This window comes from Mesorhizobium sp. CNPSo 4671 (genome assembly GCF_057784245.1).
Window position 1 is genome coordinate 40,204 of the sequence record NZ_JBWLUW010000009.1, and the last position, 24,950, is coordinate 65,153.

Below are 24,950 nucleotides of genomic sequence, written 5' to 3' on the forward strand. Positions count from 1 at the left end.
TTCCCTTTGTGGCAGTAGGCACGAGGCGCCCAAACCGCAATCCGTACGCTTTTATTCCCGGCGCAGCGATTCCGCCGGCGAAACCTCCAGCGTCTGCTCGTCAAACAACGGCTCGTCCTGACCAACACGGACGAACAGCACCTTCCGCCCCTCACCCGCCGGCACCTCGAAATACTGGATGCCATCAGGCATTTCGCCCCAGTCGCCGCAGGGCGGCTCGGGAACCTCGTTGGGGTCAGCAACCGCCTCCAGCTCTTTCGCATAGGCGGCGTCGGGGCTGAATGTGTAACGCTTGACGCCTGCCGGGAGCACTCCCTCCGTATAAGGCGCCACCACGCAGCGCGAACTGACAATCTTGTCGGTCTTTTCCAGGAACAGGCGCTGCACGGCGGCCTCGGCGGTTTCGCCTGATTTGATGTCGAACACCTCGACCAGAGGATCAGCCGCGCCGCCGTCGCTGTATTTGATGGCGAGCGCGTTGCCGGCGAATTCGAAGTGGATCTGGTGGAAGCCGAAGTCGCAGCGCTGCGCCCAGGCGGCAAGGCCGACCGTCTTGTCGGCCAATTTTTCCCAGACGCATTTGTCGATCGGCAGGCGCGATGGCGCGGGCTCATCCGCGTGTGCCGCGACGGATTTCTTCACGGACGCAAACAGGATGCTGATCCAGGCGATCGATCTCATGGCGCTAGTCATCGCTGCATCCTGTGAGAGTAAAAGCATCCCAGGCCGAGCCGTCCGGATTGGCGTTGGCGAAATCGGCCCATTCGGTGAAAGCCGCACCGAAATCGGGCAGCAACAGCCCTATCGGCGCCGGTGTCGCTTCGCGCGAATTCAGCTGTTCGGCACCGCCGCCGGTCAAGGCGTAGACCTGGCCATCCCATATCCTGCACAGCCCGCTACCATCCTGCAGGCCCGCTTCGCGGTCGTCGTCGGTGCAGGTGTGGCGGATGGTGCCGAGGGGAAAAGAATTCTTGCCGTTGGTCCAGGTGATGTCGGCCGGCAGGTTTTTGTCGGTGTTGGGCACGCGCAGCGAAAACACCTGCGCCGTCAGCGCCTCCGGCTCATTGTCCAGCGGCCGGAATTGCAGAACGGCGCCCGAACGCGGCTCGCGGTAGGTGGCGTGGCTCAGCAGACATTCCTTTGCGCTCGCCGCCTGGATCGGACCGAGCAGGCCCAGGAAAACGAAGGCCAGTTTGCGAATGATCACCAGATGTCTCCGGGGAAGCGTTTTGGAAGCCAAAAACCTCTCCTCACACCAGCCCGACCAGAAAGGCCGCGCCGCCGAGAAAGCCTGCCGAACAGACCCACAGCAGCCAGAGCCCGCGCACCCGGCATTCGAGCACGGCCGAGGCGGGGTTGGCGGGGTCGTAATGCACGTCGACGTTGCTGCGCTCGGCATAGCTTCGCGCCTGACCGCGGACGAGGCCAGGCAGCGAAGCCGTGACCGTGGCGCCGAAGGTGACGCGGTCGGCGGTGTAGCGCTGGCCGGCGACGCCATAGCTGTAGACGATGCGGGATTTGAAGACGGTGCGCCAGCGTTGATAGCCGCTATAGTTTCGCAGCGCCTGCAGACCTGAGGACTCAATGCGGCCGGTGACGACGGGCCATTTTGCCGCCTGCTCGGCGAGCGACTTCTGGGCGAAGCCCATGCGCAGGATCATCAGGCCCATGAACAGCAGCAGTGCAGCGGCTCCGAGGTTCTGCGGCTTGGGCAGATGCGGCCGGATCGCCTCCAGCAAACCGCCGACGGAAAACACCAGCACCGCCGCGCCGATCACCAGCCCTGCCGAGAGCTGGAACATGAACTTGAAGGCGCCGTCCGGCATGGTGCGCTCGATCACGGCTTTGCTGGGATCAGCCGGATTGTAGAAGACGGTCACCTCAGCGCCGCGGGGAAACTGCGCAAGGGTCTCGGGGACTTCGAAATTCCCCAAATTCTCCTTCACGCTGTAGCGCGAGCTTTGAAATTTCTTGCCACCCACCTTGTATTCGAAGGTGATCGCCGGAAAATTGCGCATCTCGGTGGTATCGCTGCTGTCCGAGCCAACGCCCGAGCTTCTGACCTCACGTGCTTCGACGCGCGACGAAATGATCTTTCCCGGCGTCGGCAACCAGTGGCTGAGGGCCTGAACCTCGCGCCATTTCACGAAGGTGATAAGCGACAACATGCCCGCGACCGCGCAGGCAAATCCGACCAGCAGAAATTTGAGCTCCAGTTCCACCCTGACCCCCCGGAGTGCAGGAACCGATACTAGACAGCACTGCGGCGGCAATGTCTCGCCTATTCGCAAAGCCGAGAGATGAGCGGCCGGGCGCGCCCTCTCCTTCTCCTGTTGTGGGAGAAGGGAAAATATCCTTCATGACGGCCTTACAGCCAGGAACGTGTTCCATTCCTCGCTGTTGCGGCCGATGTTGAAATCATCCCTGAGAAGAACCAGCCCGGCGGCTTCGAGGCGGGCCGCGAAGTCCTCCTTGCGCCACAGGACCGTGTGATAGTTGCTGTCCGTCTCGCCATCGCCATTGCGCATCGATACGAGAAAGGCGCCGCCTGGCCGCAGCGACCCAGCTATCTTGGCAAGGACCTGGTCGATCTGGTTGCGCGGCACATGGATCAGGACCGCGAGCGCCAGGACGGCGTCATAGGGGCCTCCGAGATCGTCGGTGAGGAGATCGAGAAGCTCACCGTGCTTGCCGCGCGCGGCCTGCAGTTCGAGAAAGCGCTTTGTCGCGTCGGTGCGGCGAACCTTGACGCCCAGGCCCTCCACAAAGTCCGCATCGTAGCCCGCTCCCGACCCGACTTCGAGAGTCTGGCCTGCCGTGCCTGCAATCGCCACAAGCCGCTTCAGCGATGCCTGCTCTCTCTCGTTGGGAACATGCCGCACGATGGCATCGTAGCGTTCCGCATAGTCCTGATAGGCACTGATCGTTTGGCGGCTCTTCGCCAGGGCTTGTGACAACTCATCCATCCTTCCCTCCCTCGCATTCATGTGGATCAAAAAGCGCGTTCAGTGAATGGTGCCGGGAGACACGTGTCCGTCGAGCACGCCGATATCGCGCAGGAAATGATCCGACAGGCAACACTGGTCGAGCAGGCCGCGCCTGCGGGGTCTGAACGGTGCGGTAAAGAGGTCGAGCACCGGGCGGCGAAGCGTGTTGTAGAGGGTCATTGCCGTGGTCCTTTCGGGTTCGAGTTGATGACCAGAGCATGCCGTTTTCCGGTCTTGGTTTCCAATCGAACCTCGCGTACCATGCATCAGGAGGATTGATGCGTCATGAGTTGGGAGTTGCCGCCACTAGGGGCTATCAGGGTCTTTGAAGCCGCAGCCAGACTGGGCAGTTTTACCAAGGCGGCCGAAGAACTCGGCATGACACAGTCGGCGGCCAGCTATCAGATCAAGGTGCTGGAAGAACGCGCCGGAACGCCGCTTTTCATAAGAAAAACAAGGCAAATTGCCTTGACCGAGGCCGGGCAGCAGCTGGCGCCGCATGCATCCGGCGCTTTCTCGGCGCTGGCGGATGCGTGGGTCGCGACCAAGGGTGGAGCGACCGGCGTGCTGTCGGTGACGACCATGGAAACCTTCGCGACGAACTGGCTGGCCGTGTGGCTCGGAACATTCCAGCTGATGCATGCCGATCTTGCCGTGAAGGTCAATACATCGCCCCGGCTGGTCGATTTCACACGCGAGGACATGGATATCGGCATCCGGACCGGCACCGGAAATTGGTCCGGCCTGACAGCGCATTATCTGTTCAAGGCCGACTACGCGCCCATGCTCAGCCCAAAACTCGCCGAAAGCGTGGGCGGCATCCGCGGCCCCGAGGATCTCTACAAGGTGCCGCTGTGCTGTGCCGACGATCCCTGGTGGAAAATCTGGTTCGAGGCAGCCGGCGTGCCTTTCGAGCCCGACCGCGTCATCGTGGGCCCGATGCTGGGTTCGCAGGCCTATGATGCGATGGCCGCGCTGACCGATCGGGGCGCCGCGATCCTCACCCGCAACATCTACAGCGCCCTGCTGGCAAAGGGCCAGCTGATACAGCCCTTTGAGGTGCTCGGATCCGACGGCGACGGATATTGGCTGGTGCATCTGGAAAGCCGCCGCAACGTGCCGAAGATCAAGGTGTTTCGGGACTGGGTGCTGGCCCAGACCGCGGATATCCGGGCGCTGGAAGCGCGCCAGACATAGGATTGCAAGGCTCACAAAATGATCAAGGAGGCCCAGGCTTCGTCCTAGCGCGCGGCAGCGGCGGCCAACAGGTGGACGAACGAAGGCACTTCGCGTCGCCGGGCTCCGACTCGGCCACAGTCACCTCCTGCCGCGCAATGCCCCCTGCAAGTTGATCCAAATCAACGCCGACGCATCGTCAGTGCTGTCTCCTCGGCTATCATCGCAAGGAGAACGAACATGTCGACCTACGACCTCATGGTTACCGCCGCAGTCCTGCTCAGCTTCGCGTCATTTTCCGTGGTCCTCGCCTTTGCCACCTTCGACGAATCGCGTCGCCGTCACCCAAGATAGGGTTGGCGACCGGACCGGCTTGGACGGGCGGTCCGGCGGCCATCCACACAACGAAGTGATACAGGTGCAATTTGACGGCGGACCGGGTCGAATGAGAACGTCTGGAGGATAGCAACCGGAAAAGTGGCCATGAGCGACGAACCCGAGGACGATATCGTGAATCAGCTCGCCTATGTCAGGGCCGATCCGACCCAGCACGACACGTTGACACTTCTCACCATGATCGATGCCGCGATTGCCGAGATCATGGCATTGAGGAGAAAGTTGCGGCTGAGCGAGGAGAGGAATGGCGGGAGCAACCAGCTCCAATAGGCGGCAGAACCAGAGCGAAGGGCGACGCGGACCCTAGTCCGCGTCGGCCATCATCTGACGGCCGCCGCCGCCGGCCCAGGCGCGCCATTGCCGCTCGTCGCCGTGGAAGACGTTGAGGTCGATGCGGCCGGTCACGCCATGCGACAGTCCGGAGCCGGAATACTGCCAGAACAGCCATTTGCGGCCGGGATAGACCTTTGACGGGTGCCGTGCCACCGCGCGCACCCAGAACGGGTAGTCTGGGAAGGCGCCCTGGAGATTGTCGCGATAGAAATCCGGCGATGTATAGATGATCGGCCTCTGGCCGTAGTGGCGTTCAAGCTTGTCCATGAACACCTGCATCTTCTCCAGAACCTTTTCGCGCGACGGCCGCCGCTGGCAGCTGGAATCGCCATTCCACTCGACGTCGATCACTGGCGGCAAGGCGCCATCGACCTTCGGCACGTTGCGGATGAACCAGTCGGCCTGCTCGCCGGCGGTGCGGCACCAGTAGAAGAAATGATAGGCGCCGCGCTTCAGACCGGCGGCATCGGCATTGCGCCAGTTCTTCATGAACATCGGGTCGAGATGATCGCCGCCATCGGTCGCCTTGATGTAGGCGAAGTTGGCGCCCTGGGCACGCAGCTTCCCCCAGTTGACGTCGCCTTGCCAGCGCGAGACGTCGACACCGTGGACGGCGAGATGCCTGGGCGATGATCGGCCGAAATTGATCGGCTTGGCGTCGCGAAAGCCGTAACGCATGATCGACCCGGCAAAGATGGGCGGCGCATTGCGGTTCAATAGCTTCGACGGCGACACCAGCGCTGCCGGCTCGACCGGCGGATCGACGCTGTCAGGCAATTCAGGCGCCGGAAACGCCACCGTTTCTTCCTCCGCCAGGCCGAAGGGCGGAGCATTGTCGTCGGCGGGCGCGGCCTCGGCCAGCTTGCGCACCTTGTTGGCCTTGGTCTCTGGAACGGATGCGATCGGTGCGCTTGGCCGCACCACCGAGCTGGTGGTTTCATTCGACGGCTTCTGCATGTCGAGCGCGTCCATGCCCGATGTCGACGAGCAGCCGGCAAGGCACAGCGCTGCGATCACGAAACTGATGGCGCCTGGTAACCGCATCTGGACCTGTACTCAAAACACAACAGACCGAAGGCGACGGCCCACGGACAACCAGCCCAGTTATGAACGAGAAATTACCAATAAAGTTTGAATCAAGTTTTTTACCATGATGACTGTGACCGTTTCAGACATTCGCCGTCGACGGCCAGCCAGCCTTGACAGCGCCATTATGTGGCTGTTGAGACGGGGATACGGCGCTTGCCGCCGGCATTTCCCGCGATTCCCAAAAAGGCGCCCGATGATTGCGTTGCAGCGGCTTCTCCTGGTCCCCCTGCTCGTGGCTATCTCTTGCGGCGGCGCGCTCCTGTCAGAGCCAGCGCATGCCAGCGCACTGACCGTCGTTCCCCCCGGCAATCGCTCGCAGACGCAACCGCCGATCCCGGATGCATCGGCGACGCGGACCCGCGCCTTCAAGACCACCTACGCGGAAAAATACGAGAAGATCGTCGCGCTGCTGAAGCGCGAGAAGAAACTGGTGGCGCACATCAAGCAGGTGGCGGCCGCTTACGATATCGACCCCATCCACATCGTCGGCGCACTGGTCGGCGAACATACCTACAATGTGACCGCCGTCGGCTCCGTCCAGACCTACTATGTGAAGGCGCTGTCCTATTCCGGCCTCGACTTTGCCTTCCGCTACAAGGGCGTGCCGGTGCAGACCTTTGTGCAGCGGCCGGAATTCGCAGCCTGCTCCGAGGCCAAGGACAGTGCCACCCTTTGGAGTTGCCGCGATAGGGTCTGGGTCGAGCATTTCCGCGGCAAGACGGTCGGCGGCGTCACCTATGACGCCCAGACCTTCCAGCAGGCATTCTTCCAGCCCTTCTTCGCCGGCCAGACATTCGGCCTCGGCCAGATCAGCCCGCTGACCGCGCTCGAGGTGACCGATCTGGTGAACAAGGTGAGCGGCTACGATAGGCTGACGCCGGATCATCCGCAGGCGATCTATCGCGATGTCATGGATCCCGACCGCAGCATCGTCTACATCGCCGCGATCGTGCGCGACGCCATCGACGCCTACAAGCAACAGGGCTTCGACATATCAGGCAATCCGGGGATCACCGCCACGCTCTACAATGTCGGCCAGCCCCGGCAGCGCGCGGCCGACCTGCGCGCGGCGGTTGCCGGCGGCAAGGGCCGCAAGCTGCCGGTCGAGAATTATTACGGCTGGCTCGTCAACGACAAGCTCGACGAACTCAGAAGCCTGCTCGACAGCGGCAGCTGAGAAACGCTTTTAACAGGGAGCCTGCGTGCAGTCGTTCATCGACCAGAGCGTTTGTCTCATCGAGAACCATCAGGCCTGGGCCGGCCTCGTGGTCGGGCTGCTGGCCTTTGGCGAGTCGCTGGTGCTGGTCGGCATCCTCTTGCCTGGCACCACGGTGCTCATCATCGTCGGCGGCCTGGTGGGAGCCGGCATCGTCCAGCCTCTGCCCGTACTTCTCGCCGCGATGATCGGGGCGGCGCTCGGCGATACCATCTCCTACTTCCTCGGCAGATGGCTGGGGCGCGGTGTCGTCCACAAACGGCCGCTCAATCGCTACCGCCGCGAGGTCGCCAGGGCGCGGCTATTCTTCCATCGTTATGGTTTTGCAGCGGTTTTCGTCGGCCGCTTCTTCGGCCCGGTCCGCGCCACCGTGCCGCTGGTCGCGGGCATGATGGGCATGCACCGGCGCCGCTTCCAGATCGCCAACATCCTGTCGGCGATCATCTGGGCTCCCGTCGTGCTGTCGCCGGGATGGCTGGTGGCCAAGGGCGCCGGCAGCATTCCCGAGCTCGATGTGACCAGCCGGTTCGGGTTGGCGGGGATCGCCGTCTCTGCCCTGATCGTCGTAGCGGTGATTGTTTTCAAGTTTCGGGGCAAGCGAGCGGCGCGAGCCTAGCCCCTTTTCCTGAACACCCCGATCATCGGCCCCAGATTCCAGTAATCGTCGTTGCGGCCGATCGCGGGCGCGAACAGGCTCGATATCGTGCCATCGAGAAACAGCGCATTGTCGCAGCCGAGCGCATCCCGAAACAGTCGGGCGAATGCATGGAAGTTTACCGTGCCGTTCGAAATGGCAAAGACCGCGACACCGTCCTTGCGCACCCCGACGCCGTCGCGGGTTTTTCGCGAGGTGCCGTCGGACTGGAATTTCGGATGAAGCTGGCCGTCGATCACCAGCATCGGCCCGGATTGCGTCGCATAGTCGGTGGACGGCCGCTTCCTGACGAAGTCCCTGGTCGCCCGGACCGCGGCCTTGCGGCCGCTGATGTAGAAGATGCCATTCGGCTGGAGCGAAAAGTTGCCGCTTCCCGATCCCGTCTTCACGCCGGCCATTTCCTGGCCGCGCTCGACATAGAGGCCTACTGGCCTGAGGTCGGGATGATACATGCCGGCATTGATGGCAAACAGCATGGTGCGGCCGACCGCGCGCTGGGCGGTGTCGAGATTGTGCAGCGACTGAAAAGGCTTGCCGGCCGGATCCTTCCAGAACAGCTCGATCGAATAGAGCTTCGGGTCAACCTCGCAGATGAGATAACTGGTCGCCTCGAAGGCGAAGTCACGGCACGGCGGCAGCGACACAAACCATTGGCTGAAAGCCATCGTCGTGGCGACCGCCTGCGGCAGTGCTGCCTTGACCAGCCCCAGAAGTAGGGGCGCGGAGTTGAGAAGTGTCAGAAAGTCCATGCGCCTGCGGATGCCAGATTCAATCAGCTCTCGTGGTTACCACCACTTGCTGGCACCATGGAAGGCCGGCACGAAAGGGTCGGATCCGGTTTCAAGCTCGGCCGCGGCGGGGCCAACTGAGCAATACCAGGAAAAGTGTGAAGCGGTTTTCCGTGCGGAATTGCGTCAATACAAAGATCTCGATTATTTGACGGCGCTGACCAGCTGTTCGTCGCCACCCAGAATGGAGACCCAGTGCCCCGTATTGTCGCTCGCCTGCCGTTTCAGGTAGCGATAGCTGGTCTGGTTCCAGAGGCGGACCTTGTCGGTCAGATTGTCTAGGATGAAGTCGCCCTTGTCGGTGCGCACCGTCAGTATGGCATGACCTTCGCCATCCGGCTTGCGAACCACCGTCATCAAAAGATTGGCTATGGCAATGCCCAGGCTGTTGAGCTCACGTCGCTTTTCCAGCGCGTAATCCTCACAATCGCCAAAACCATTGTCCGGATAGGCCCACCACTCGTCCTTGCCGTAATTGTCCATGTCGCTCATCGGCTTGACGCGCGTGTTGACCGAGAGATTCACGGCCGAGATCTCGTGCAGCAGCTTGCTGTTCAGGTGTTCCGGCACGCTGTCGGGCGAGCGGATCGAGCATTCGGCGACATGGATTTTGCAAAAATCATAGTGACCGATCGGCTGGGAGGTCGAGCCGCCGACAACCATGGAAGCAGGCGCAGCATAGGCCGAACCCGCCACCGAATAGAAAACGGCCACGGCAACCGCCAGCCCCTTCGCCTTGCGGCGCCAACCCGTCGAGGATGCCATCCGGCCCCACCCATCTGTTTTGTTAACAGAATGTTAAGGGCGGTTATATTCCGAAGTCAATCAACCCTGGCGATCACATCTCCGGGGGATCGACTCACGCGCCCAACTGGTTGCCGTCACGCAACACTGGGCCTGCTAAGCCAGCCACCCCATCGCCAAGCCGAGCAACAGGACGGCGCCGAGCAGGCCGCGGTAGATGACGAAAGGCCAGGCGGAGAAGCGTTCCAGCACACGCATCAGGCCCCAGATGGCAAAGAAGGCGGAGATCGAGGCGACGACCAGCCCGGTGGCAAGAACCGACCAGCCATGGGCGTCGAGGTGAACCTTATGCAGTTCCCACAGCTCCTTGAGGCCGGCAAGCGCGATCGCTGGCAGTCCGAGCAGGAACGAGAAGCGCGCCGCCTCGGCCCGCTTGAAGCCGAGCCCCAGCGCCGCCGTCAAGGTTGAGCCAGAACGCGAGACGCCGGGTATCAGCGCGCCAATCTGCGCCACGCCGACAAGCAGCGCATCGGTGAGCGAGGCTTCGCCGATGGTGCGTTTGTGGCGGGCGAAAATCTCGGCGAGAGCCAGCAGGATCGCCATAGCGATACAGGACCAGCCGATCACGCTCAGGCTGCGCAGCGGCGAATTGCAGGCGTTGAGAATACCCGATAGCGCGACGCCGGCAATTACGATCGGGACCGTCGCCAGCACGATCCAGGAAGCCAGCCGGAAATGCCGGTCGGCGAAATCGCGCCGCGTGAGAGCATCGAGCGAGCCGAACAGGAGATCCCTGACATCGCCCCAGAAATAGCTGATCACGGCGGCAAGGGCGGCAAGCTGCATGGCGGCGGAGAAGGCGGAGCCCGGATCCTGCCAACCGAGCACCGCCGGCACGATGCGCATATGGGCGGTCGAGGAAATCGGCAGCAATTCGGTGATGCCCTGCACGAGGCCGAGAAAGGCGACTTTGGCAAATCCCAGGCCGACGAAGCCGGTGTCTACGCCTTGAGTGCAGATGTCAGCCATATCGAGCCTTTCTGTCGAACAACCATGAGGGGCGATCCCCGCCGAGCAATAGTCTGGCGATCCCCGGAATCCTATTTACGGATTTGTAAGGCGCCGCTTGACAAGCCGGCTGTTCATATTATTCTCCGCTAATCTTACACTGTAAGTTAAATGACGGAGGAGAGCCATGCCGACCGCCCTGTCGGAATTACAGCCCCTGCCGGAACCACACCCGCCTGGCATCGCGATCGAGGATGTCTCGCGCGACCTCAGCCGTATTATCGAGCGTGCCGAGGTGAACGCCTGGCTCGACCTCTATGCCGCCGCGCCGGCCGATTTCGCGGCAAGGCAAGGGCTTTCGATAGCGGGAGAAGGCGACCTCACCTGGACCACCTGCACGACGATCCCGTTCGTCCATTTCAACTGCGTGAAGAATTTCGGCGTCGACAGCCCGGCCTCCGAAAGCCAGCTCGACGCGCTGCTGGCGCACTACCGCGCCGCCGGCATTTCGCGGCCCTGGTTCTATGTCAATCCACACACCGAACCATCACGCCTCAGATGCTGGCTCGAGGCGCGCGGCCTGCAGCGCCAGGGCGGCTGGGAGCGGATTTATCGCGAGGCCGAACCGCTGTCATCCGAGCCGCTCTTCATTATTGACGGGGTTTCAGTCGAACGCGTGACGAAGGCATCGGCAAGCGAATGGGCCGGCTTCATCGACAAAAGCTACCGGCTGCCCACCTCACCCTGGCTGCTGGCTCTGGTCGGCCGGCAGGGCTGGCATCATTATATCGCCAGGCGGGATGGCGCGGTGGTGGCGGTGCGCTCGCTGTTCATCGGCGCCGACGGCACGGCCTGGAGCGGCATCGAAGCGCCGGTGCCGGGCATCATGGCGCCGAGCTTCGATCTCGACGCGGTGCTTGCGGAAGCGCTGGTGCGCGACGGGATTGCGGCCGGCGCGAAACTGTTCGCCGCCGATATCGAGGCGCCGTACGACGACCGCGACGGCCCAGCCTATCGCAACTATGCGCGGCTGGGCTTCAAAATCGCCTATTTCCGCAGTCATTACAGCTATTTGCCGGCTAGTTCCAACTGACCGCGCCTAACTGCGCAGCCATTGCTGGAAACAACTTTTGGCCACTATATGGGCCGGCGGAACGACCGGCTCATCGGCACGGGCACCATCGGGCACCCTGCTGCGGACCCGTTCGAGCAACATGCGCACCTGTTCCGGGCGCACACGGTCGCGCTCCATGACAAGCAAGACCATCGGATCGCTCAAAAGCTCGTCCAGGGCGCTGATGCTGTCGTTCATCCGTCGTCTCCTCGAATGCCGGCCCGCGCAGCATAGATAGGAAGACAATAATGGCCCGCCAATGACGTTTTGCCGGCTATCGCGTGTTGTTTTGGATTAAATTTTGGTCATGGTTTCACCTTCCCTTCTCCCACAAGGGAGAACGAAAGACCTAGCCTGGCGGCGGAGCGCCTTCATGTTGCGGCAGGCCGTCATCCAGCACCACCCAGGGCTGCTTCGAGGCGGTGAAAATATGCATCTGCGGCCTGAAGAAAGTGGGGTCGTCGAGTGAACCGGTGGTGATACCGATGATGCCGGCGGAGTCGCGACGCGAAAACATCGTCGTGCCGCAGCTTGGGCAAAACCCGCGCTTGAGATCGGGCGAGGTGTTCACCATCGCCAACGGCCCCTCGATCGTCACATCGTCGATGCGAAACAACACGCGTGCGTTGAAGGCGGCGCCGATCGCCTTCTGGCAAAGCCGGCAATGGCAGATGCGTTCGTTGATGGGCGCTGCGTCGGCGCTGTAGCGCACCGCTCCGCAGAGGCACCCGCCCTGATATTTAGCCATCACCGTGATCCCTGACGAGAGTGTGCGGCCGAGGTAAATGGCGAGACTGATTGGGTCAATTGAAAAGCTTTGATACAAAGCCATCGATTACCGTGATGCGGTGGGATTCTGATCATGACGCAAGACATCGAAACCATCGGCATCGCGGATCTGTTCGGGCCGCCCTCGGCCGCCCGCGACCGCGCCGACGCCAGCATCGTGGCCGCTGCCTCGGGAATAGGTTTCATGGCGGTCCGCGATTTTGCCGGCGACGACTGGCTGATGCCGGACAGAAGAGCGCAATTGCTGCGCATCTTCGCCCTTCCCGACACAGAGAAGCAGAAATTGCTGCGCTGGAATTTCGACCAGACAAAAAAGAACGTCTATCGCGGATGGTTCCCGCTGCAGCCGACAGCCGTCTCCTACAAGGAAGGCATCGACATAGGGCCGGATATCGCTGGTGCAGCCGGCCGTTCGGTATCCGACGATCCGCTATGCGAGCCGACGCCCTTGCCGGCCGAAGACACCCTGCCCGGCTGGCGCGCGGCTGCGGCGGATTATTACCGCGCGATGGAGACGGTCGGCAAGGCGCTGATGCAGTCGATCGCGCGCGGGCTTGGCCTGCCGGAGACGATCTTCGATCCCCATTTCGACAATGGCATCTCGACGCTGCGCCTGATCCGCTACCCCCTGCGCGATGCCAATGCCGGCATCGACACCAGCGGGCCTGACTTCTCGGTGGTCCACAAGGGTGAGACACGCACCATCATCGGCCGCGAGCATGCCGATTCCGGTTTCGTCACCTTGCTGGCGCAGGACGGCGTCGAAGGCTTGCAGGCAAAAAACCTCGCCGGCGAATGGATCGACGTGCCGCCCGCCAACGGCACGCTGGCGGTCAATTTCGGCCAGTTGCTGGAGCGCTGGACCGGCGGACGCGTGCGGGCGACACGGCACCGGGTGATTGCGCCGAAGACGGCGCGGTTTTCGATCCCGTTTTTCTATGAACCGCGGGTCGATGCCGAGATCGCGCCCTTGCCGCTGAGCGGCGCCGAGACTTTCGAACCGTTTCTTTATGGCGATTATCTTTGGGAGGCAGCGACGAATTTCGTCGAGATGAGCGGCATCAAGCATTTGCGTGAGCCACGCCGCGCCAAGGCCTCCTGAACCTGGCGCGGTCGTCGTCAGGGCGGTCCGATTTCAAAGCGTCTTGGCGAGATCTTCGAGCTGGTCGGTGCACTGGCCCCAGCCCGCGTGAAAACCCATCGCCTCGTGCTGTTCGCGGTCGGCGACGCTCCAGTGCTGGACGCGCGCTATGTAGCGGGTCTTGCCCTCGCCTTCGTCCTCAAAGGTCAGCACGCCGTCATGAACGGCTTTCCCGATGGCTCCCATGCCCGCGTGTAGGCATCGGTGAAGACGATCTTCTTGCCGGGAATGACTTCCAGGAAGACGCCCGGGTTGGGGAATTCATTGCCGTCGGGGCCGGCCATGACGACAAGGCTCGAGCCGCCAGTGCGGACATCCATTTCGGCGCGCGGCGTCGTCCACGGTTTCGGAGCGAACCACTGCATCAAAAGCCTGGTGTCGGTCCAGCAGCGATAGACCTTCTCGCGCGGCGCATCGATGATGCGGGCGACAACCAGTTCGCGGTCGTTGGCGGGGGCGATGTCGTCGAGCTTGGCGGTCAAGGCGGTCTCCTCGGGTTTGATCTGGCTTCCGTCCCAAGGACGAGCCGACAGAACGCAACCCGACACCGCCGGCGAAAAAATCTGGAGACCATGTGCGGGGAGGACCGCGAGCCGAGCCCGCGTCAGTGGCGCTTGGCTTGCACCAGATAGGCGTCGATCTCGGTCTCGCCGAGCCACTTGGCCGCTTCCAGCCGGTGCAGACCTTCGACGAGGATATGACGCTTGCCGTCGTGGCGGACCTGGATCGGCGTCTTCAGGCCGTTCTCCAGAATGTCCTCGGCGAGATGGCGGACGGTCTCGGGATGCAATGTCTTCTTGCGCGCCGTCGGCACGTAGATGTCGCCGACCTTAACCTTCTGCACTCTGAGCATATTGGCTCCCCAGGCGGAAAATACCGCCTCGCCTGAGATAGTCGCTTTGCTGAAGGCGGCCAAGGGCGCGGCTAACGAATACCAGGCCTAGCTAGCCGGTTTGCCTGCCGCCGCGCATTTCGTTATTCCCTGTCCGCGATCGCGGACGGAGCAATCCCCATGAACAAATCCCTCGTCACTTTTGTCGGTGTCGCGCATCCTTGGATGTGCGACGTGATGGGTCACATGAATGTGCGCCACTACGCTGCGATGTTCGACGACGCCAGTTTCCAGCTTCTTGGCCATATCGCCGGGCAGGACAGCAGCCAGGCCTCGGCAACCGGATGGGCCGATGTACGCACCGAAATCGACTATCGCCATGAAACGAGAGCCGGCTCGCTGCTGACCATCCACTCGCATGTGGTGAAGATCGGCCGCACCTCCTTCACCTTCGAACAGGTGATGTCGGGGTCGCTCGAAGGCGTCGTCCATGCGTCGAGCCGCACGACCAGCGTGCGCTTCGATCTTGCCGCGCGGGCCTCGGTGGCGCTGGACGAATCGATGCGAAACCGTGCGGCGGCCTACCTCGCCGAATAGTTCGGCTTCCGCTGTTCAGCCGTTGTAGATGCGCTCCTCGAACCGCGTCTCGGCGATCAGCGCCTGCAGCCCAGACAGCAACGCCTTCTCGGCGCGATTCATCGCCTTGTCGGGATTGGTGAGCAGGAAGATATCGATGGCCGGCGGCGCGTCGTAGGGCGGCAGCCGCCACAGCGTGCCGTCAGCCACGTCGCGCTGCGCCACATGCAGCGGCAGCGGGCCAATGCCGAGCCCGGCGACGATCATGCGCCTCACCTCCTCCAGGCTGGAGGACACGCCGACGACATCGGCATTCAGGCGGGCCTCGCTGCGCAGCAACGCCACTGGGCGCAACGCGTCCGAAATATGGTCGGTCTGGAAGGATACCGAGGGCTCGCCCCGCAGATCGGCAAGCATCAGTCCGGTTTTCCCGTAGAGCCTGTGCTGCGGGCCGCAGAAGAAGCCGAAGAACTCGCGATAGACCATCGCATAGTCCAGCGCCGGATCGCGTTGGCTGACGAGGCAGATGCCGAAGGAGGCACGGCGTTCCCGCACCTGCTTGGCGACTTCGGTGCTTGCCGAAACCGAAATGGTGATGCTGGCGCGCGGATAATTGCGATGAAACTCCGCCAGCGCCCGGTCGAACAGCGGCGAGACGACATGGCTCGCGGTGGCGATCATGACGTGGCCGGTGACGTCGTCGCTGATCCCCCGCATCAAGAGCGGCAGCTGCGATATCGAGCCGAAGACTTCGACACTCTGCTCATAGATCAGCCGCCCGACCTCGGTGAGCTCGAAGCGTGTCGCGTCGCGTTCGACCAGCCGCCGGCCAACCCGGTCCTCCAGGCGCCGCAAGGCGTTGCTGACGCTGGGCTGCTTGAGGTTGAGGCGCTCGGCGGCACGGGTGATGCTCTTCACTTCCGCGATGACGACGAACGTCCGCAGAAGGTTCCAGTCGAGGTCCCAGACCAGGCGTTCGGGGCGCGGCAAAGCCATTCCTGAAATCTATGCTCCTTATTCCCATTATCTATTTGCGCAATGCAGGCGCAAAGGCAATCCTTGACATCAGGAGAGCGCCCCAACGCCTCCCAAGAACAAGCCTTCGCGCTCCATCCAGAGGACCAGGAATCCAGATGAACAAAGTATTTTCCAGCATTGCGGTCGCGACGCTGCTGCTCGCGTCGGCCTTCACCACCGTTTCGGCGCAGGCCGACGATCTCGAGAAAATCAAGGCGGCGGGCGAACTGAAGATTTCCATGAGCGGGCAGTATCCGCCGTTCAACTTCGTCAACGACCAGAACGAAGTCGTCGGCTTCGACGCCGATATCGGCAAGGCCATTGCCGAACGTATCGGCGTCAAGGGCACCATCATCACCACGGCCTGGGACGGCATCATCGCTGGCCTGCTGGCCAACAAATACGACACCGTGGTCGGTTCGATGACGATCACCCCCGAGCGGGAGAAAGTGGTCGATTTCGTCGGCCCCTACTACCATGCCGGCCGCGCGGTTTTCGTGAACCAGGATTCCAAGGTGCAGAGCCTCGACGAGCTCAAGGGCAAGACGCTCGGCGTGACGCTCGGCGAGACGCATGAAAAGTGGGCGCGTGAACAGGGCGGCTGGGATGTCCGTACCTACAAGGGCCTGCCGGAACTGCTGCTGGAGCTGAAGGCCGGCCGTGTCGACGCCATCGTCGTCGACAACATTCCGGTCATGGTCGCCGTCAAGGAAACCGGCGAGAAGGTGCGCAAGCTCGACACACCTGATATCGAGGGCGGCAGCGTCGCCATCGGCATCGCCATCCGCAAGGACAATCCGGGGCTCAAGGCCGCCATGCAGAAGGCGCTGGACGGCATGATGGCCGATGGCACCTACGAAAAGATCTCCAAGCATTGGGTCGGCAGCGACATCCGCTAATTTCCTGAGGCCTCGGGCGACGCAAATTCGCCTGGGGCCAAACGCCATTTCTGCTGGGCTGCCCCATGGATTTTTCCTTGATGAGCCGCGTCTTCCCCTTCTTCGTGGAAGCCGCGCTGGTGACGCTGGAACTGACAGTGCTGGCCCTGGTTCTGGGACTGGCTGCGGCAGCCCTGGGCGCGACCGCCAGGATGTCGAGGTCCGCGATCCCGCGCGCTGTCGGCACAGCCTATGTCAGCCTGTTTCGCGGCACGCCCTGCCTGATCCAACTCTTCGTGCTGTATTTCGGCGGTCCGCAGATCGGCATCAATCTGGATCCGTTCGCCGCCGGCGTGATCGGGCTCGGTCTCAACATCGGCGCCTATATGGCAGAATCGATCCGAGGCGCCGTGGTTGCAGTCGACCGGGGCCAGACGGAGGCCGCCCGCACCATCGGCTTCAGCCGTTTCCAGACCTTGCGCAAGGTCGTGTTGCCGCAAGCCGCCAGGCTGATGATCCGCCCGCTCGGCGTCAACACAGTCGCCTTGCTGAAGGGATCCGCACTGGTGTCGACCATTTCGGTCGTGGAGCTGACCTATACCGCCCAGCGCTTCATCGGCTCCACCTACAAGCCGTTCGAGATCTTCGGCGTCGCGGCCCTGCTCTACATGGTCATGGTCTACGCCGTCGCCCGCCTCGTCGACCTGCTCGACCAGCGCTTCGCCATCGTCTGACGGGAGAGCACGATGCAAGGTTTGGATTTCACCGTCATCGCGCCCTATTGGGATCTGCTGTTGACCGGCGCCTGGTGGACCACCGTCTTGACCGTCTCGGCAGGAGCACTCAGCTTCGCCGGCGGCATCCTGTTTGCCGTCATCGTGCTCTATGCGCCGGCGATCCTCGCCTATCCCGTGCGCGCCTTCATGTGGCTGTTCATGGGCACGCCGCTCTTGCTGCAGCTGTTCCTGATCTATTTCGGCCTGGTGCAGATCGGCATCGACATCCCAGCCCTTGCCGCCGGCATCATCGGGCTTGGCCTGCACTTTGCCGTCTACAATGCCGATGTCATCCGTGCGGGCATCGTGGCGGTCGATGCCGGCCAGACGGAAGGCGCGCGCAGTATCGGTTTCGGCAAATGGCAGACGCTGCGCTACGTCGTGATACCGCAGGCTATCCGCAACACCGCACCGCCGATCGGCAGCAACCTGATCGCGCTGTTGAAGGAATCCTCCATCGTCTCGGTCATCGGCATCGCCGAGCTGGTTCATTCGGCGCAGCTGGCGATCAGCGAAACCTTCCGCCCCTTCGAATTCTACATCACAGCCGCCGCGCTCTATTACCTCTTGAACCTCGTGCTCGAAGCGGCCTTGCATCGGTTTGAAAGACATGTGGAGGTTTCCCGATGAGCACGCAGCGGCCAATGGTCGAGGTCCGCGGCGCACGCAAATCCTTCGGTGCCGTCGAGGTCCTGAAGAGCATAGATCTGTCGGTCGAGCGTGGGCAGATCGTGGCGATCATCGGGCCGAGCGGCTCGGGCAAGAGCACGCTGCTGCGCTCGATCAACCATCTTGAAAATTTGAACGGTGGTGAGGTCTGGCTGGATGGTGTGCAGGTCAACCAGAAACTGCACGGCCAGGCCTTCGAGCGGCACATCAACAAGGTGCGCCAGCAGATGGGCATGGTGTTCCAACACTTCAACCTGTTCCCGCATCTCACCGTGATCGAGAACATCACCATGGGGCCGGTGATCCTCAAGGGCATGGCGAAGGCCGAGGCGCGGGCTTTGGCACATGGCCTCTTGTCCAAGGTCGGGCTTGCCGACAAGATCGGCGCTTATCCCTCGCGGCTTTCGGGCGGCCAGAAGCAACGCGTGGCGATTGCGCGTGCGCTGGCCATGCAGCCCAAGGTGATGCTGTTCGACGAGGCCACCTCGGCGCTCGACCCGGAACTGGTCGACGAGGTCAACGCCGTCATGAAACAGCTTGCCGCCGAACACATGACCATGCTCATCGTAACGCATGAAATGCGCTTTGCCGGCGAGGTGGCCGACAGGGTGCTGTTCATGGATGGCGGCGTGGTTGTCGAGGAAGGCCCGCCCGCCGACATGTTTCGCGCGCCGCAGAAAGAGCGTACCCGCGGCTTCCTCAAGAAATATCTTTCCGCCTGAGTACGATGATGACCAAATTGCCCACGGAATTCCCCGATTTCGGACTGACGGCCGAGCAGCGCCGCCACGCGGTGCGCGGCCACTATTACGAGTGGCCAGGCATCGACGGCGAGCGCGGCGAAATCTGGTGCTACAGCGACCGGTTTTCCTATCGCGCCGGCGAGACAGTGACACTGCATGTCAGTTCGACGGCTCCGTCCTTCGGCATGACGATTATCCGCGACGGAGGAGCCGAGACCAAGGTGTTCGAGAAATCGGGCATTGCGTCGCGCTGGCAGGACAGTCCGGACCAGTGCTCGGCCGAGGGCTGCGGTTGGGAAGCCTCGTTCGAATTCCGTGTCGGCAGCGACTGGCCGTCCGGCGCCTATCGGATCACGCTGACCACCGATGGCCGCGACGGCAAGCCGATCCACAGCCACCACCTTTTCATCGTCTCTCCGCAGCCAGGCAGGAAGCCAGGCCGTGTGCTGCAGGTGGCGGCGACGGGGACCTGGCTCGCCTACAACACCTGGGGCGGCTCCAACCACTATCAGGGCATCACCGGGCCGGGCCGCAACCAGTACTCGCCCATCGTCTCGACGCAGCGACCCTGGTGCCGCGGCTTCGTCGTGCTGCCCGGGGATGCGCCGCGCGTGCCGCTGGAGTTCGCCGTGCCGCCGAAGATGGTGCCGCGCTATCCGCATATGGAGTGGGCGCTGGCCACCGGCCATTCGAAGAAATACGCCTCGTCCGGCTGGGCGAGCTATGACAGCCACTTCTTCCGCTTCGCCGAACGGGCAGGCTACGAAGTCGATCTCGCCAGCCAACACGACCTGCATTTTTCGCCCGACATTCTCGACGGCTATGACTGCGCTGTCTTCGTCGGCCATGACGAATACTGGACCTGGGAAATGCGCGATGCGGTCGACACTTACGTCGAGCGCGGCGGCCATGCGGCGCGCTTTGCCGGCAATTTCATGTGGCAGACACGGCTGGAAGACGAAGGCCGGCGCCAGGTCTGCTACAAGTACCGCGCCCGCGCTGAGGATTCGGCCTATCGCGGCGGAGACGTAACGCGTGCCACCAACTCGTGGGAAGCGCCGGAAATCGGCCGGCCGGGTTCAGCGACCTTCGGCCTCAACGCGACCCGTGGCGTCTATGCCGGCTGGGGTGGCTGCGCACCGCGTGGCGTGCGTGGCTTTCCGGTCTACCGGCCGGAACACTGGGCTTTTGCCGGCACCGGCATCTATTATGGCGACCTGCTCGGCGCCGACAGCCATGTCTATGGCTATGAGGTCGACGGGCTCGACTTCGAGATACGCGGCGGCCTGCCCTACCCCACATCAGACAGCGGTGCACCGGATGGATTGCAGGTTCTCGCGGTCGGCATGGCCAGCCAGGTCGAAGAAAGCGCCGACATCCCGATCGAGGACCAGTTCCTCACCGACGAGGATGGCCGCTTCACCGCCGAGACTTTGTTTGGCGAGGCGAGCGACGCCAATCTGGAAAAAGTCAAACGCGGCAACGGCATGATCGTCAATTTTCCGCGCGGCAAGGGCGAGGTGTTCCACGCCGGAAGCTGCGAATGGGTGGCCGGCCTGCTAAGACAAGACCCGATGGTCGAACGCGTCACCCGCAATGTCCTTGATCGCTACCTTGGAAAGTCCTGACATGTCGAAGACCCAGACCGCCGTTCAAGCAACCGAGGCCCGGCGAGAATCGCATCTGTTCTATCTGTCCAGCCTGCGCCGGCCGCTGATCGACCGCGCCGAGGGCATCTATATGTGGACGCAGGATGGCCGCCGCTTCATCGACGGATCGAGCGGGCCGATGGTCGCCAATATCGGCCATTCCAACCGCAATGTGTTGGATGCCATGAAGCGGCAGATGGACCGTGCCACCTTCGCCTATCGCCTGCATTTCGAGAACGAACCGGCCGAGGAACTAGCGCGGGAACTAGCCGGCAAGCTGCCCGAAGGCATGGACCGCATCTTCTTCGTCTCGGGCGGCTCGGAGGCTACCGAATCCTGCATCAAGCTGGCCCGGCAATGGGCGGTTGCCACCGGCCAGGCCAGCCGCTGGAAGGTGATCACGCGCTTTCCCTCCTATCATGGCGGCACGCTGGGTTCGCTGTCGATCACCGGCGACGACGCGCTGTCGAAGACCTTTGAGCCGATGATGCGGGTGATGCCGACCGTGCCGGCGCCGACCGCCTGGCGCGACCGCGACAATCTGTCGATGGAGCAGCGCGGCGTCCGCTACGCCGACATGCTGGAGGAGAAGATCCTGGCTGAGGGCCCAGAGAGCGTCGTCGCCTTCATCATGGAGCCGATCGGTGGCGCTGCCACGGCGGCGCTTGTGGCGCCGGACAGCTATTACGCACGCATCCGCGAAATCTGCGACCGCTACGGCATCCTGCTTATCCACGACGAAGTGATGAGCGGCGCCGGGCGCACCGGCAAATTCCTCGGTGGCGACCATTGGAACTGCAAGCCCGACATCGTCGCGCTGTCGAAGGGGCTGGGCTCCGGCTATGCGCCGCTCGGCGCGCTGGCGGCCCCGATGCGGCTGGTGCAGCCGCTGCTCGCCTCCGGTGGCTTCCAGCATGGCCACACCTATGCCGGCAACCCGCTGGCCTGCGCCGCCGGCCTCGCGGTGCTTGGCGAAATGGACCGGCTCGACCTGATAACCAATGCCGCCGCCATGGGCGACGTGCTGATGGATGGGCTGAAGGGGCTGGCGAAACGCTTTCCCTTCATCGCCGATGTGCGCGGCAAGGGCCTGCTGACCGGTGCCGAGATGGTTGCCGACCCCGAGACGCTGCGGCCGATCGAGCAAGGCAAGAAAGCCACGCAACGGCTGCTTGACCTTGCCTATGAGCGCGGGCTGATCATCTATGGCCGCCGCGTCAAGGGCGGTGTCGACGGCGACAATTTCATGGTCGCGCCGCCGATGATCGTCACCAGCGAACAGGTCGGCGAGATCATATCCATCATTGGCGACTCGCTGGAGGTCCTGGCCGCCGAACTCGACCTGCCGGTCGAAGGCCGGGGCTAACAGAATGGTGCCGCGCAAAGTCATCATCACCTGCGCCGTCACCGGCTCGGTACACACGCCATCGATGTCGCCCTATCTGCCGGTGGCGCCGGACCAGATCGCTTCGGATGCCATCGCCGCGGCCGAAGCCGGCGCCTCGATCCTGCATCTGCATGCACGGGACCCCAGGGATGGCCGGCCGACCGCCGATCCTGATGTCTTCATGCAGTTCCTGCCGCGCATCAAGCAGGCGACCGATGCGGTGATCAACATCACCACCGGCGGTTCCTCGCTGATGACGCTTGACCAGCGGCTGGCAGCCCCATTGCGCGCCGAGCCCGAAATGTGCTCGCTCAACATGGGCTCGATGAATTTCGCGCTGTTCCCGATGCTCGACAAGCCACGCGAGTGGCAGCACGAGTGGGAGCCGAAGCTGCTCGAAGCCACCCGCGACACCATCTTCAAGAACACTTTCGCCGATATGGAAGGCGTGCTTGAAAGGCTGGGCAAGGGGTGCGGCACGCGCTTCGAATTCGAATGCTACGATGTCGGCCATCTCTATTCTCTCGCGCATTTCCGCGACCGTGGCCTGGTGTCGGGGCCACTGTTCATCCAGTTCGTGCTGGGCATTCTGGGCGGGATCGGCGCCGATCCGGACAATCTCATCCACATGAAGCGGATCGCCGACAAATTGTTCGGCGACAGCTACCAGTTCTCGGTGCTGGCCGCCGGCCGCCAGCAGATACCGCTGATCTCGATCGCCGCGGCGATGGGCGGCAATGTCCGTGTCGGGCTGGAGGACAGCCTCTATGACGGCCGCCAGCTGGCGAAATCCAATGCCGACCAGGTGCGCCGCATCCGTGGCATTCTCGATGGCCTGTCACTGGAGGTTGCCACGCCGGCCGAGGCGCGCGACATGCTGGCGCTGAAGGGTGGCGACAGGGTGGCTTTCTAGAGGCGAGGGAGGAGCTGATATGGAAAGGGTTCTCGTCTCCGCCTGCCTGCTCGGCAGCCACGTCCGTTATAACGGCTCCTACAGGCTGAACGACCATCCCGTACTGACACGGTGGCAGGCGGAAGGACGGGTCGTGCAAATCTGTCCAGAGGTTGCCGCAGGCTTCTCCACGCCGCGTCCTCCCGCAGAAATTCACGGCACAGCCGACGCCGTGCTCAACGGCCAGGGTCGAGTGGTCGAGCAGACGGGAAGCGATGTGACCGCACTTTATCTCGAAGCCGGGCAGCTTGCGCTCGAACTCGCCCGAGAAACAGGATGCCGCTATGCGGTTCTTACCGATGGCAGCCCGTCCTGCGGCAGCAGCTTCGTCTTTGACGGCAGTTTTTCTGGCAAGCGCGTAGCTGGTCGCGGCACGACCACCGCCCTCCTGGAAGCCAACGGCATTCGCGTCTTTTCGGAAGACAGTATCGGCGACCTTGACGATCTCCTGAACAAGCCCGGCTCAGCCGAGACCACGGCCTGATCCATGGCAGACAAGAACCAGACCGCGACCAGCGATACCCTCATCCGCCCCGGCACAGTCGATGACGTCGACACCATCCACGCCGCGCTTCTCAAACTCGGCACCCATATAGGCGCGCATCAGGAGATCACGTCCACGTCAGATGACTTGCGCCGCTACGGCTTCGGCGAAAAGCCCGCCTTCTCGACCCTGATCGCCGAGGTCGACGGCGAATTCGCCGGCCTTTGCCTGCATTTCCCGATCTTTTCGACCTGGATGGGGCGGCCCGGCGTCTATGTGCAGGATCTCTATGTCGAGGACCGGTTCCGTGGCCGCAAGATCGGCGAGCGGCTGCTGCGGCGTGTCGCGGCAGACTGCCGGAAGGATGGCGGCGTCTATCTCAGGCTGTCGGTGGATACCGACAATGAAGGCGCCAAGGCCTTTTACGAGAGGCTGGGCATCGCCTGGTCGAGTTACGAACAGACGCAGAAGATCATCGGCGAGGCGTTTTTCGCTTTCGCAGACGCGCCGGAGGAGCAGGAATGAAAGCCTTTTACGCCGAGGAGCAGAAGCGGCACGACCCAAAGGCCTTTCTTTCCAGCGGCGCCGCGCAGCCCAATCCGGAAAAGCCCGAGCGTGTCGAGAGATTGTTAGCCGGCGCAAAATCCGCCGGTTGCACGATCGAACAGCCGCGCAATCATGGCCTCGGCCCGGTCTCCGCGGTGCACACGCCCGAATATCTCGACTTCCTCGAGCACATTTTCGAGCGCTGGCAGCGCATCGAGGGCGCCTCGGCCGAAGTGATCCCCAACATCCACCCGATCGCGCGCAGCGGCTCCTATCCGGCATCGGCGGTCGGCCAGGCCGGCTACCATATGGCCGATACGGCTTGCCCGATCTCGGGCGAAACCTGGCAAAGCGCGCTGTGGAGCGCCTGGAGCGCGGTCGAGGCCGCTGAAACGGTGATGGCTGGCGCGACGGCCGCCTATGCGCTGTGCCGCCCGCCCGGTCACCACGCTTTTGCCGATGTCGCCGGCGGCTTCTGCTTCATCAACAATTCGGCCGTTGCGGCGCAGGTGCTGCGCAAGCAGGCGGCGCGCGTGGCAATCCTCGATGTCGACCTGCATCATGGCAACGGCACCCAAGGTATCTTCTATGCACGGCCTGACGTGCTCACCGTTTCGCTGCATGCCGATCCAGTGCGCTTCTACCCATTTTTCTGGGGTCACGCCGCCGAGCGTGGCGAAGGCCCGGGCCTCGGCTACAATTTCAACCTGCCACTGCCGCGCAAATCCGCGGACGCGACGTTTCTGGAAGCACTCGAGGTGGCGTTCCAGCGTATCAGGTCCTTTGCGCCGGATGCGCTGGTCGTGGCGCTCGGCCTCGACGCCTTCCAAGGCGATCCGTTCGGCGGGCTTTCGGTGACGACGCCGGGGTTTTCGCGCATTGGCGAGGCGATCGCCAAACTCGGCCTGCCGACGGTGATCGTCCAGGAAGGCGGCTATCTCTGCGACGAACTCGGCGACAATCTCACCGCCTTCCTCACCGGGTTCGGCGGCAAGGCGAGGTAGA

30 protein-coding genes and 1 pseudogene are annotated in these 24,950 nt (G+C 62.9%); 17 read left to right on the forward strand and 14 right to left on the reverse strand.

The window, feature by feature from the left end:
* Positions 1 to 51: 51 nt before the first annotated feature.
* The 5 genes from AC04SF_RS23880 to AC04SF_RS23900 form a co-directional block, all read right to left on the reverse strand.
* Entirely contained in the window at positions 52 to 693 is a 642-nt protein-coding gene (locus AC04SF_RS23880) for a hypothetical protein (RefSeq protein ID WP_488479783.1), read from the reverse strand.
* Complete coding sequence (locus AC04SF_RS23885; RefSeq protein ID WP_488479784.1) at positions 686 to 1,207, reverse strand: hypothetical protein; 522 nt, start codon at positions 1,205 to 1,207, stop codon at positions 686 to 688. The genes AC04SF_RS23880 and AC04SF_RS23885 overlap by 8 nt, the downstream gene beginning before the upstream one ends.
* A gap of 43 nt (positions 1,208 to 1,250) precedes the next feature.
* A complete protein-coding gene (locus tag AC04SF_RS23890; RefSeq protein WP_488479785.1) occupies positions 1,251 to 2,273 on the reverse strand; it encodes a DUF3592 domain-containing protein in 1,023 nt (340 codons plus the stop codon).
* Positions 2,274 to 2,357: 84 nt separating this feature from the next.
* Positions 2,358 to 2,966, reverse strand: a complete 609-nt coding sequence (locus AC04SF_RS23895; protein ID WP_488479786.1) for a methyltransferase — start codon at positions 2,964 to 2,966, stop codon at positions 2,358 to 2,360.
* Between the two features lie 39 nt (positions 2,967 to 3,005).
* On the reverse strand, positions 3,006 to 3,167 hold the full coding sequence (locus AC04SF_RS23900) for a hypothetical protein (protein WP_488479787.1): 162 nt from the start codon (positions 3,165 to 3,167) through the stop codon (positions 3,006 to 3,008).
* Between the two features lie 105 nt (positions 3,168 to 3,272).
* On the opposite strand from AC04SF_RS23900, the gene AC04SF_RS23905 reads away from it, so the two are divergent.
* The gene (locus tag AC04SF_RS23905) at positions 3,273 to 4,184 is read left to right on the forward strand and encodes a LysR family transcriptional regulator (protein WP_488479788.1); all 912 of its coding nucleotides are present in this window, start codon (positions 3,273 to 3,275) and stop codon (positions 4,182 to 4,184) included.
* A 462-nt stretch (positions 4,185 to 4,646) separates the two neighbouring features.
* Positions 4,647 to 4,829 carry a hypothetical protein gene (locus AC04SF_RS23910; RefSeq protein ID WP_488479789.1) on the forward strand — a complete coding sequence of 61 codons (183 nt, stop codon included), beginning with the start codon at positions 4,647 to 4,649 and terminating at the stop codon, positions 4,827 to 4,829.
* Positions 4,830 to 4,862: 33 nt separating this feature from the next.
* On the opposite strand, the gene AC04SF_RS23915 is transcribed toward AC04SF_RS23910, so the two are convergent.
* Positions 4,863 to 5,936 carry a glycoside hydrolase family 25 protein gene (locus tag AC04SF_RS23915; protein ID WP_488479790.1) on the reverse strand — a complete coding sequence of 358 codons (1,074 nt, stop codon included), beginning with the start codon at positions 5,934 to 5,936 and terminating at the stop codon, positions 4,863 to 4,865.
* A 238-nt stretch (positions 5,937 to 6,174) separates the two neighbouring features.
* Between AC04SF_RS23915 and AC04SF_RS23920 the strand changes: the two genes are divergently transcribed.
* Together AC04SF_RS23920 and AC04SF_RS23925 are read left to right on the forward strand one after the other, a co-directional pair.
* Positions 6,175 to 7,158: a DUF1402 family protein gene (locus tag AC04SF_RS23920; protein WP_488479791.1), complete on the forward strand. Its 984-nt coding sequence runs from the start codon at positions 6,175 to 6,177 to the stop codon at positions 7,156 to 7,158.
* Between the two features lie 25 nt (positions 7,159 to 7,183).
* Positions 7,184 to 7,813, forward strand: coding sequence for a DedA family protein (locus AC04SF_RS23925; RefSeq protein ID WP_488479792.1), 630 nt, complete (start codon positions 7,184 to 7,186; stop codon positions 7,811 to 7,813).
* On the opposite strand, the gene AC04SF_RS23930 is transcribed toward AC04SF_RS23925, so the two are convergent.
* The 3 genes from AC04SF_RS23930 to AC04SF_RS23940 form a co-directional block, all read right to left on the reverse strand.
* Positions 7,810 to 8,601, reverse strand: coding sequence for a phosphodiester glycosidase family protein (locus tag AC04SF_RS23930; protein ID WP_488479793.1), 792 nt, complete (start codon positions 8,599 to 8,601; stop codon positions 7,810 to 7,812). The genes AC04SF_RS23925 and AC04SF_RS23930 overlap by 4 nt on opposite strands.
* Positions 8,602 to 8,784: 183 nt before the next feature.
* Entirely contained in the window at positions 8,785 to 9,405 is a 621-nt protein-coding gene (locus AC04SF_RS23935; RefSeq protein WP_488479794.1) for a transglutaminase-like cysteine peptidase, read from the reverse strand.
* A 135-nt stretch (positions 9,406 to 9,540) separates the two neighbouring features.
* The gene (locus tag AC04SF_RS23940) at positions 9,541 to 10,413 is read right to left on the reverse strand and encodes an undecaprenyl-diphosphate phosphatase (RefSeq protein ID WP_488479795.1); all 873 of its coding nucleotides are present in this window, start codon (positions 10,411 to 10,413) and stop codon (positions 9,541 to 9,543) included.
* Positions 10,414 to 10,579: 166 nt separating this feature from the next.
* Here AC04SF_RS23940 and AC04SF_RS23945 point away from each other — a divergent pair, with 166 nt between their 5' ends.
* A complete protein-coding gene (locus AC04SF_RS23945; RefSeq protein ID WP_488479796.1) occupies positions 10,580 to 11,485 on the forward strand; it encodes a hypothetical protein in 906 nt (301 codons plus the stop codon).
* Positions 11,486 to 11,491: 6 nt separating this feature from the next.
* On the opposite strand, the gene AC04SF_RS23950 is transcribed toward AC04SF_RS23945, so the two are convergent.
* Positions 11,492 to 11,704: a hypothetical protein gene (locus AC04SF_RS23950; protein WP_488479797.1), complete on the reverse strand. Its 213-nt coding sequence runs from the start codon at positions 11,702 to 11,704 to the stop codon at positions 11,492 to 11,494.
* A gap of 151 nt (positions 11,705 to 11,855) precedes the next feature.
* On the reverse strand, positions 11,856 to 12,254 hold the full coding sequence (locus tag AC04SF_RS23955) for a GFA family protein (RefSeq protein ID WP_096445378.1): 399 nt from the start codon (positions 12,252 to 12,254) through the stop codon (positions 11,856 to 11,858).
* Positions 12,255 to 12,368: 114 nt separating this feature from the next.
* On the opposite strand from AC04SF_RS23955, the gene AC04SF_RS23960 reads away from it, so the two are divergent.
* A complete protein-coding gene (locus AC04SF_RS23960) occupies positions 12,369 to 13,397 on the forward strand; it encodes an isopenicillin N synthase family dioxygenase (RefSeq protein ID WP_488479798.1) in 1,029 nt (342 codons plus the stop codon).
* 33 nt (positions 13,398 to 13,430) lie between these two features.
* Here the strand turns inward: AC04SF_RS23960 and AC04SF_RS23965 are convergent.
* Positions 13,431 to 13,918: pseudogene (locus AC04SF_RS23965) on the reverse strand (SRPBCC family protein).
* 122 nt (positions 13,919 to 14,040) lie between these two features.
* A complete protein-coding gene (locus AC04SF_RS23970; RefSeq protein WP_096445374.1) occupies positions 14,041 to 14,289 on the reverse strand; it encodes a ParB N-terminal domain-containing protein in 249 nt (82 codons plus the stop codon).
* 159 nt (positions 14,290 to 14,448) lie between these two features.
* Between AC04SF_RS23970 and AC04SF_RS23975 the strand changes: the two genes are divergently transcribed.
* On the forward strand, positions 14,449 to 14,865 hold the full coding sequence (locus AC04SF_RS23975) for an acyl-CoA thioesterase (protein ID WP_488479799.1): 417 nt from the start codon (positions 14,449 to 14,451) through the stop codon (positions 14,863 to 14,865).
* 15 nt (positions 14,866 to 14,880) lie between these two features.
* Here AC04SF_RS23975 and AC04SF_RS23980 read toward each other — a convergent pair whose 3' ends face one another.
* The gene (locus tag AC04SF_RS23980) at positions 14,881 to 15,840 is read right to left on the reverse strand and encodes a LysR family transcriptional regulator (RefSeq protein ID WP_488479800.1); all 960 of its coding nucleotides are present in this window, start codon (positions 15,838 to 15,840) and stop codon (positions 14,881 to 14,883) included.
* A gap of 137 nt (positions 15,841 to 15,977) precedes the next feature.
* Here AC04SF_RS23980 and AC04SF_RS23985 point away from each other — a divergent pair, with 137 nt between their 5' ends.
* The 10 genes from AC04SF_RS23985 to AC04SF_RS24030 all read left to right on the forward strand — a co-directional run bounded on the left by AC04SF_RS23985 (position 15,978) and on the right by AC04SF_RS24030 (position 24,949).
* Positions 15,978 to 16,760 (forward strand): ABC transporter substrate-binding protein, encoded by a 783-nt coding sequence (locus AC04SF_RS23985; protein WP_488479801.1) that lies wholly within the window; start codon positions 15,978 to 15,980, stop codon positions 16,758 to 16,760.
* A 65-nt stretch (positions 16,761 to 16,825) separates the two neighbouring features.
* Positions 16,826 to 17,473 carry an amino acid ABC transporter permease gene (locus AC04SF_RS23990; RefSeq protein WP_488479802.1) on the forward strand — a complete coding sequence of 216 codons (648 nt, stop codon included), beginning with the start codon at positions 16,826 to 16,828 and terminating at the stop codon, positions 17,471 to 17,473.
* 12 nt (positions 17,474 to 17,485) lie between these two features.
* Positions 17,486 to 18,145, forward strand: a complete 660-nt coding sequence (locus tag AC04SF_RS23995; RefSeq protein ID WP_096445364.1) for an amino acid ABC transporter permease — start codon at positions 17,486 to 17,488, stop codon at positions 18,143 to 18,145.
* Complete coding sequence (locus tag AC04SF_RS24000) at positions 18,142 to 18,906, forward strand: amino acid ABC transporter ATP-binding protein (protein ID WP_488479803.1); 765 nt, start codon at positions 18,142 to 18,144, stop codon at positions 18,904 to 18,906. Before AC04SF_RS23995 ends, AC04SF_RS24000 begins: the two co-directional genes overlap by 4 nt.
* Before the next feature lie 8 nt (positions 18,907 to 18,914).
* The gene (locus AC04SF_RS24005; RefSeq protein ID WP_488479804.1) at positions 18,915 to 20,555 is read left to right on the forward strand and encodes a N,N-dimethylformamidase beta subunit family domain-containing protein; all 1,641 of its coding nucleotides are present in this window, start codon (positions 18,915 to 18,917) and stop codon (positions 20,553 to 20,555) included.
* Between the two features lies 1 nt (position 20,556).
* On the forward strand, positions 20,557 to 21,942 hold the full coding sequence (locus tag AC04SF_RS24010; RefSeq protein ID WP_488479805.1) for an aminotransferase family protein: 1,386 nt from the start codon (positions 20,557 to 20,559) through the stop codon (positions 21,940 to 21,942).
* A 4-nt stretch (positions 21,943 to 21,946) separates the two neighbouring features.
* Positions 21,947 to 22,876 (forward strand): 3,5-dioxohexanoate:acetyl-CoA acetone transferase, encoded by a 930-nt coding sequence (gene kce, locus AC04SF_RS24015; RefSeq protein ID WP_488479806.1) that lies wholly within the window; start codon positions 21,947 to 21,949, stop codon positions 22,874 to 22,876.
* Between the two features lie 19 nt (positions 22,877 to 22,895).
* Positions 22,896 to 23,399, forward strand: a complete 504-nt coding sequence (locus tag AC04SF_RS24020; RefSeq protein ID WP_488479807.1) for a 2-thiouracil desulfurase family protein — start codon at positions 22,896 to 22,898, stop codon at positions 23,397 to 23,399.
* 3 nt (positions 23,400 to 23,402) lie between these two features.
* Entirely contained in the window at positions 23,403 to 23,924 is a 522-nt protein-coding gene (locus AC04SF_RS24025; protein ID WP_488479808.1) for a GNAT family N-acetyltransferase, read from the forward strand.
* A complete protein-coding gene (locus AC04SF_RS24030; protein ID WP_488479809.1) occupies positions 23,921 to 24,949 on the forward strand; it encodes a histone deacetylase family protein in 1,029 nt (342 codons plus the stop codon). Before AC04SF_RS24025 ends, AC04SF_RS24030 begins: the two co-directional genes overlap by 4 nt.
* Position 24,950 lies beyond the last annotated feature (1 nt).

What these genes read in the sequence shown, in the direction of transcription:
- AC04SF_RS23880 (WP_488479783.1), bottom strand. Translation starts at nt 693, where the DNA reads ATGACTAGCGCCATGAGATCGATCGCCTGGATCAGCATCCTGTTTGCG.
- AC04SF_RS23895 (WP_488479786.1), bottom strand. Translation starts at nt 2,966, where the DNA reads ATGGATGAGTTGTCACAAGCCCTGGCGAAGAGCCGCCAAACGATCAGT.
- AC04SF_RS23900 (WP_488479787.1), bottom strand. Translation starts at nt 3,167, where the DNA reads ATGACCCTCTACAACACGCTTCGCCGCCCGGTGCTCGACCTCTTTACC.
- AC04SF_RS23905 (WP_488479788.1), top strand. Translation starts at nt 3,273, where the DNA reads ATGAGTTGGGAGTTGCCGCCACTAGGGGCTATCAGGGTCTTTGAAGCC.
- AC04SF_RS23910 (WP_488479789.1), top strand. Translation starts at nt 4,647, where the DNA reads ATGAGCGACGAACCCGAGGACGATATCGTGAATCAGCTCGCCTATGTC.
- AC04SF_RS23915 (WP_488479790.1), bottom strand. Translation starts at nt 5,936, where the DNA reads ATGCGGTTACCAGGCGCCATCAGTTTCGTGATCGCAGCGCTGTGCCTT.
- AC04SF_RS23920 (WP_488479791.1), top strand. Translation starts at nt 6,175, where the DNA reads ATGATTGCGTTGCAGCGGCTTCTCCTGGTCCCCCTGCTCGTGGCTATC.
- AC04SF_RS23930 (WP_488479793.1), bottom strand. Translation starts at nt 8,601, where the DNA reads ATGGACTTTCTGACACTTCTCAACTCCGCGCCCCTACTTCTGGGGCTG.
- AC04SF_RS23935 (WP_488479794.1), bottom strand. Translation starts at nt 9,405, where the DNA reads ATGGCATCCTCGACGGGTTGGCGCCGCAAGGCGAAGGGGCTGGCGGTT.
- AC04SF_RS23940 (WP_488479795.1), bottom strand. Translation starts at nt 10,413, where the DNA reads ATGGCTGACATCTGCACTCAAGGCGTAGACACCGGCTTCGTCGGCCTG.
- AC04SF_RS23945 (WP_488479796.1), top strand. Translation starts at nt 10,580, where the DNA reads ATGCCGACCGCCCTGTCGGAATTACAGCCCCTGCCGGAACCACACCCG.
- AC04SF_RS23950 (WP_488479797.1), bottom strand. Translation starts at nt 11,704, where the DNA reads ATGAACGACAGCATCAGCGCCCTGGACGAGCTTTTGAGCGATCCGATG.
- AC04SF_RS23955 (WP_096445378.1), bottom strand. Translation starts at nt 12,254, where the DNA reads ATGGCTAAATATCAGGGCGGGTGCCTCTGCGGAGCGGTGCGCTACAGC.
- AC04SF_RS23960 (WP_488479798.1), top strand. Translation starts at nt 12,369, where the DNA reads ATGACGCAAGACATCGAAACCATCGGCATCGCGGATCTGTTCGGGCCG.
- AC04SF_RS23970 (WP_096445374.1), bottom strand. Translation starts at nt 14,289, where the DNA reads ATGCTCAGAGTGCAGAAGGTTAAGGTCGGCGACATCTACGTGCCGACG.
- AC04SF_RS23975 (WP_488479799.1), top strand. Translation starts at nt 14,449, where the DNA reads ATGAACAAATCCCTCGTCACTTTTGTCGGTGTCGCGCATCCTTGGATG.
- AC04SF_RS23980 (WP_488479800.1), bottom strand. Translation starts at nt 15,840, where the DNA reads ATGGCTTTGCCGCGCCCCGAACGCCTGGTCTGGGACCTCGACTGGAAC.
- AC04SF_RS23985 (WP_488479801.1), top strand. Translation starts at nt 15,978, where the DNA reads ATGAACAAAGTATTTTCCAGCATTGCGGTCGCGACGCTGCTGCTCGCG.
- AC04SF_RS23990 (WP_488479802.1), top strand. Translation starts at nt 16,826, where the DNA reads ATGGATTTTTCCTTGATGAGCCGCGTCTTCCCCTTCTTCGTGGAAGCC.
- AC04SF_RS23995 (WP_096445364.1), top strand. Translation starts at nt 17,486, where the DNA reads ATGCAAGGTTTGGATTTCACCGTCATCGCGCCCTATTGGGATCTGCTG.
- AC04SF_RS24000 (WP_488479803.1), top strand. Translation starts at nt 18,142, where the DNA reads ATGAGCACGCAGCGGCCAATGGTCGAGGTCCGCGGCGCACGCAAATCC.
- AC04SF_RS24005 (WP_488479804.1), top strand. Translation starts at nt 18,915, where the DNA reads ATGACCAAATTGCCCACGGAATTCCCCGATTTCGGACTGACGGCCGAG.
- AC04SF_RS24010 (WP_488479805.1), top strand. Translation starts at nt 20,557, where the DNA reads ATGTCGAAGACCCAGACCGCCGTTCAAGCAACCGAGGCCCGGCGAGAA.
- kce (WP_488479806.1), top strand. Translation starts at nt 21,947, where the DNA reads ATGGTGCCGCGCAAAGTCATCATCACCTGCGCCGTCACCGGCTCGGTA.
- AC04SF_RS24020 (WP_488479807.1), top strand. Translation starts at nt 22,896, where the DNA reads ATGGAAAGGGTTCTCGTCTCCGCCTGCCTGCTCGGCAGCCACGTCCGT.
- AC04SF_RS24025 (WP_488479808.1), top strand. Translation starts at nt 23,403, where the DNA reads ATGGCAGACAAGAACCAGACCGCGACCAGCGATACCCTCATCCGCCCC.
- AC04SF_RS24030 (WP_488479809.1), top strand. Translation starts at nt 23,921, where the DNA reads ATGAAAGCCTTTTACGCCGAGGAGCAGAAGCGGCACGACCCAAAGGCC.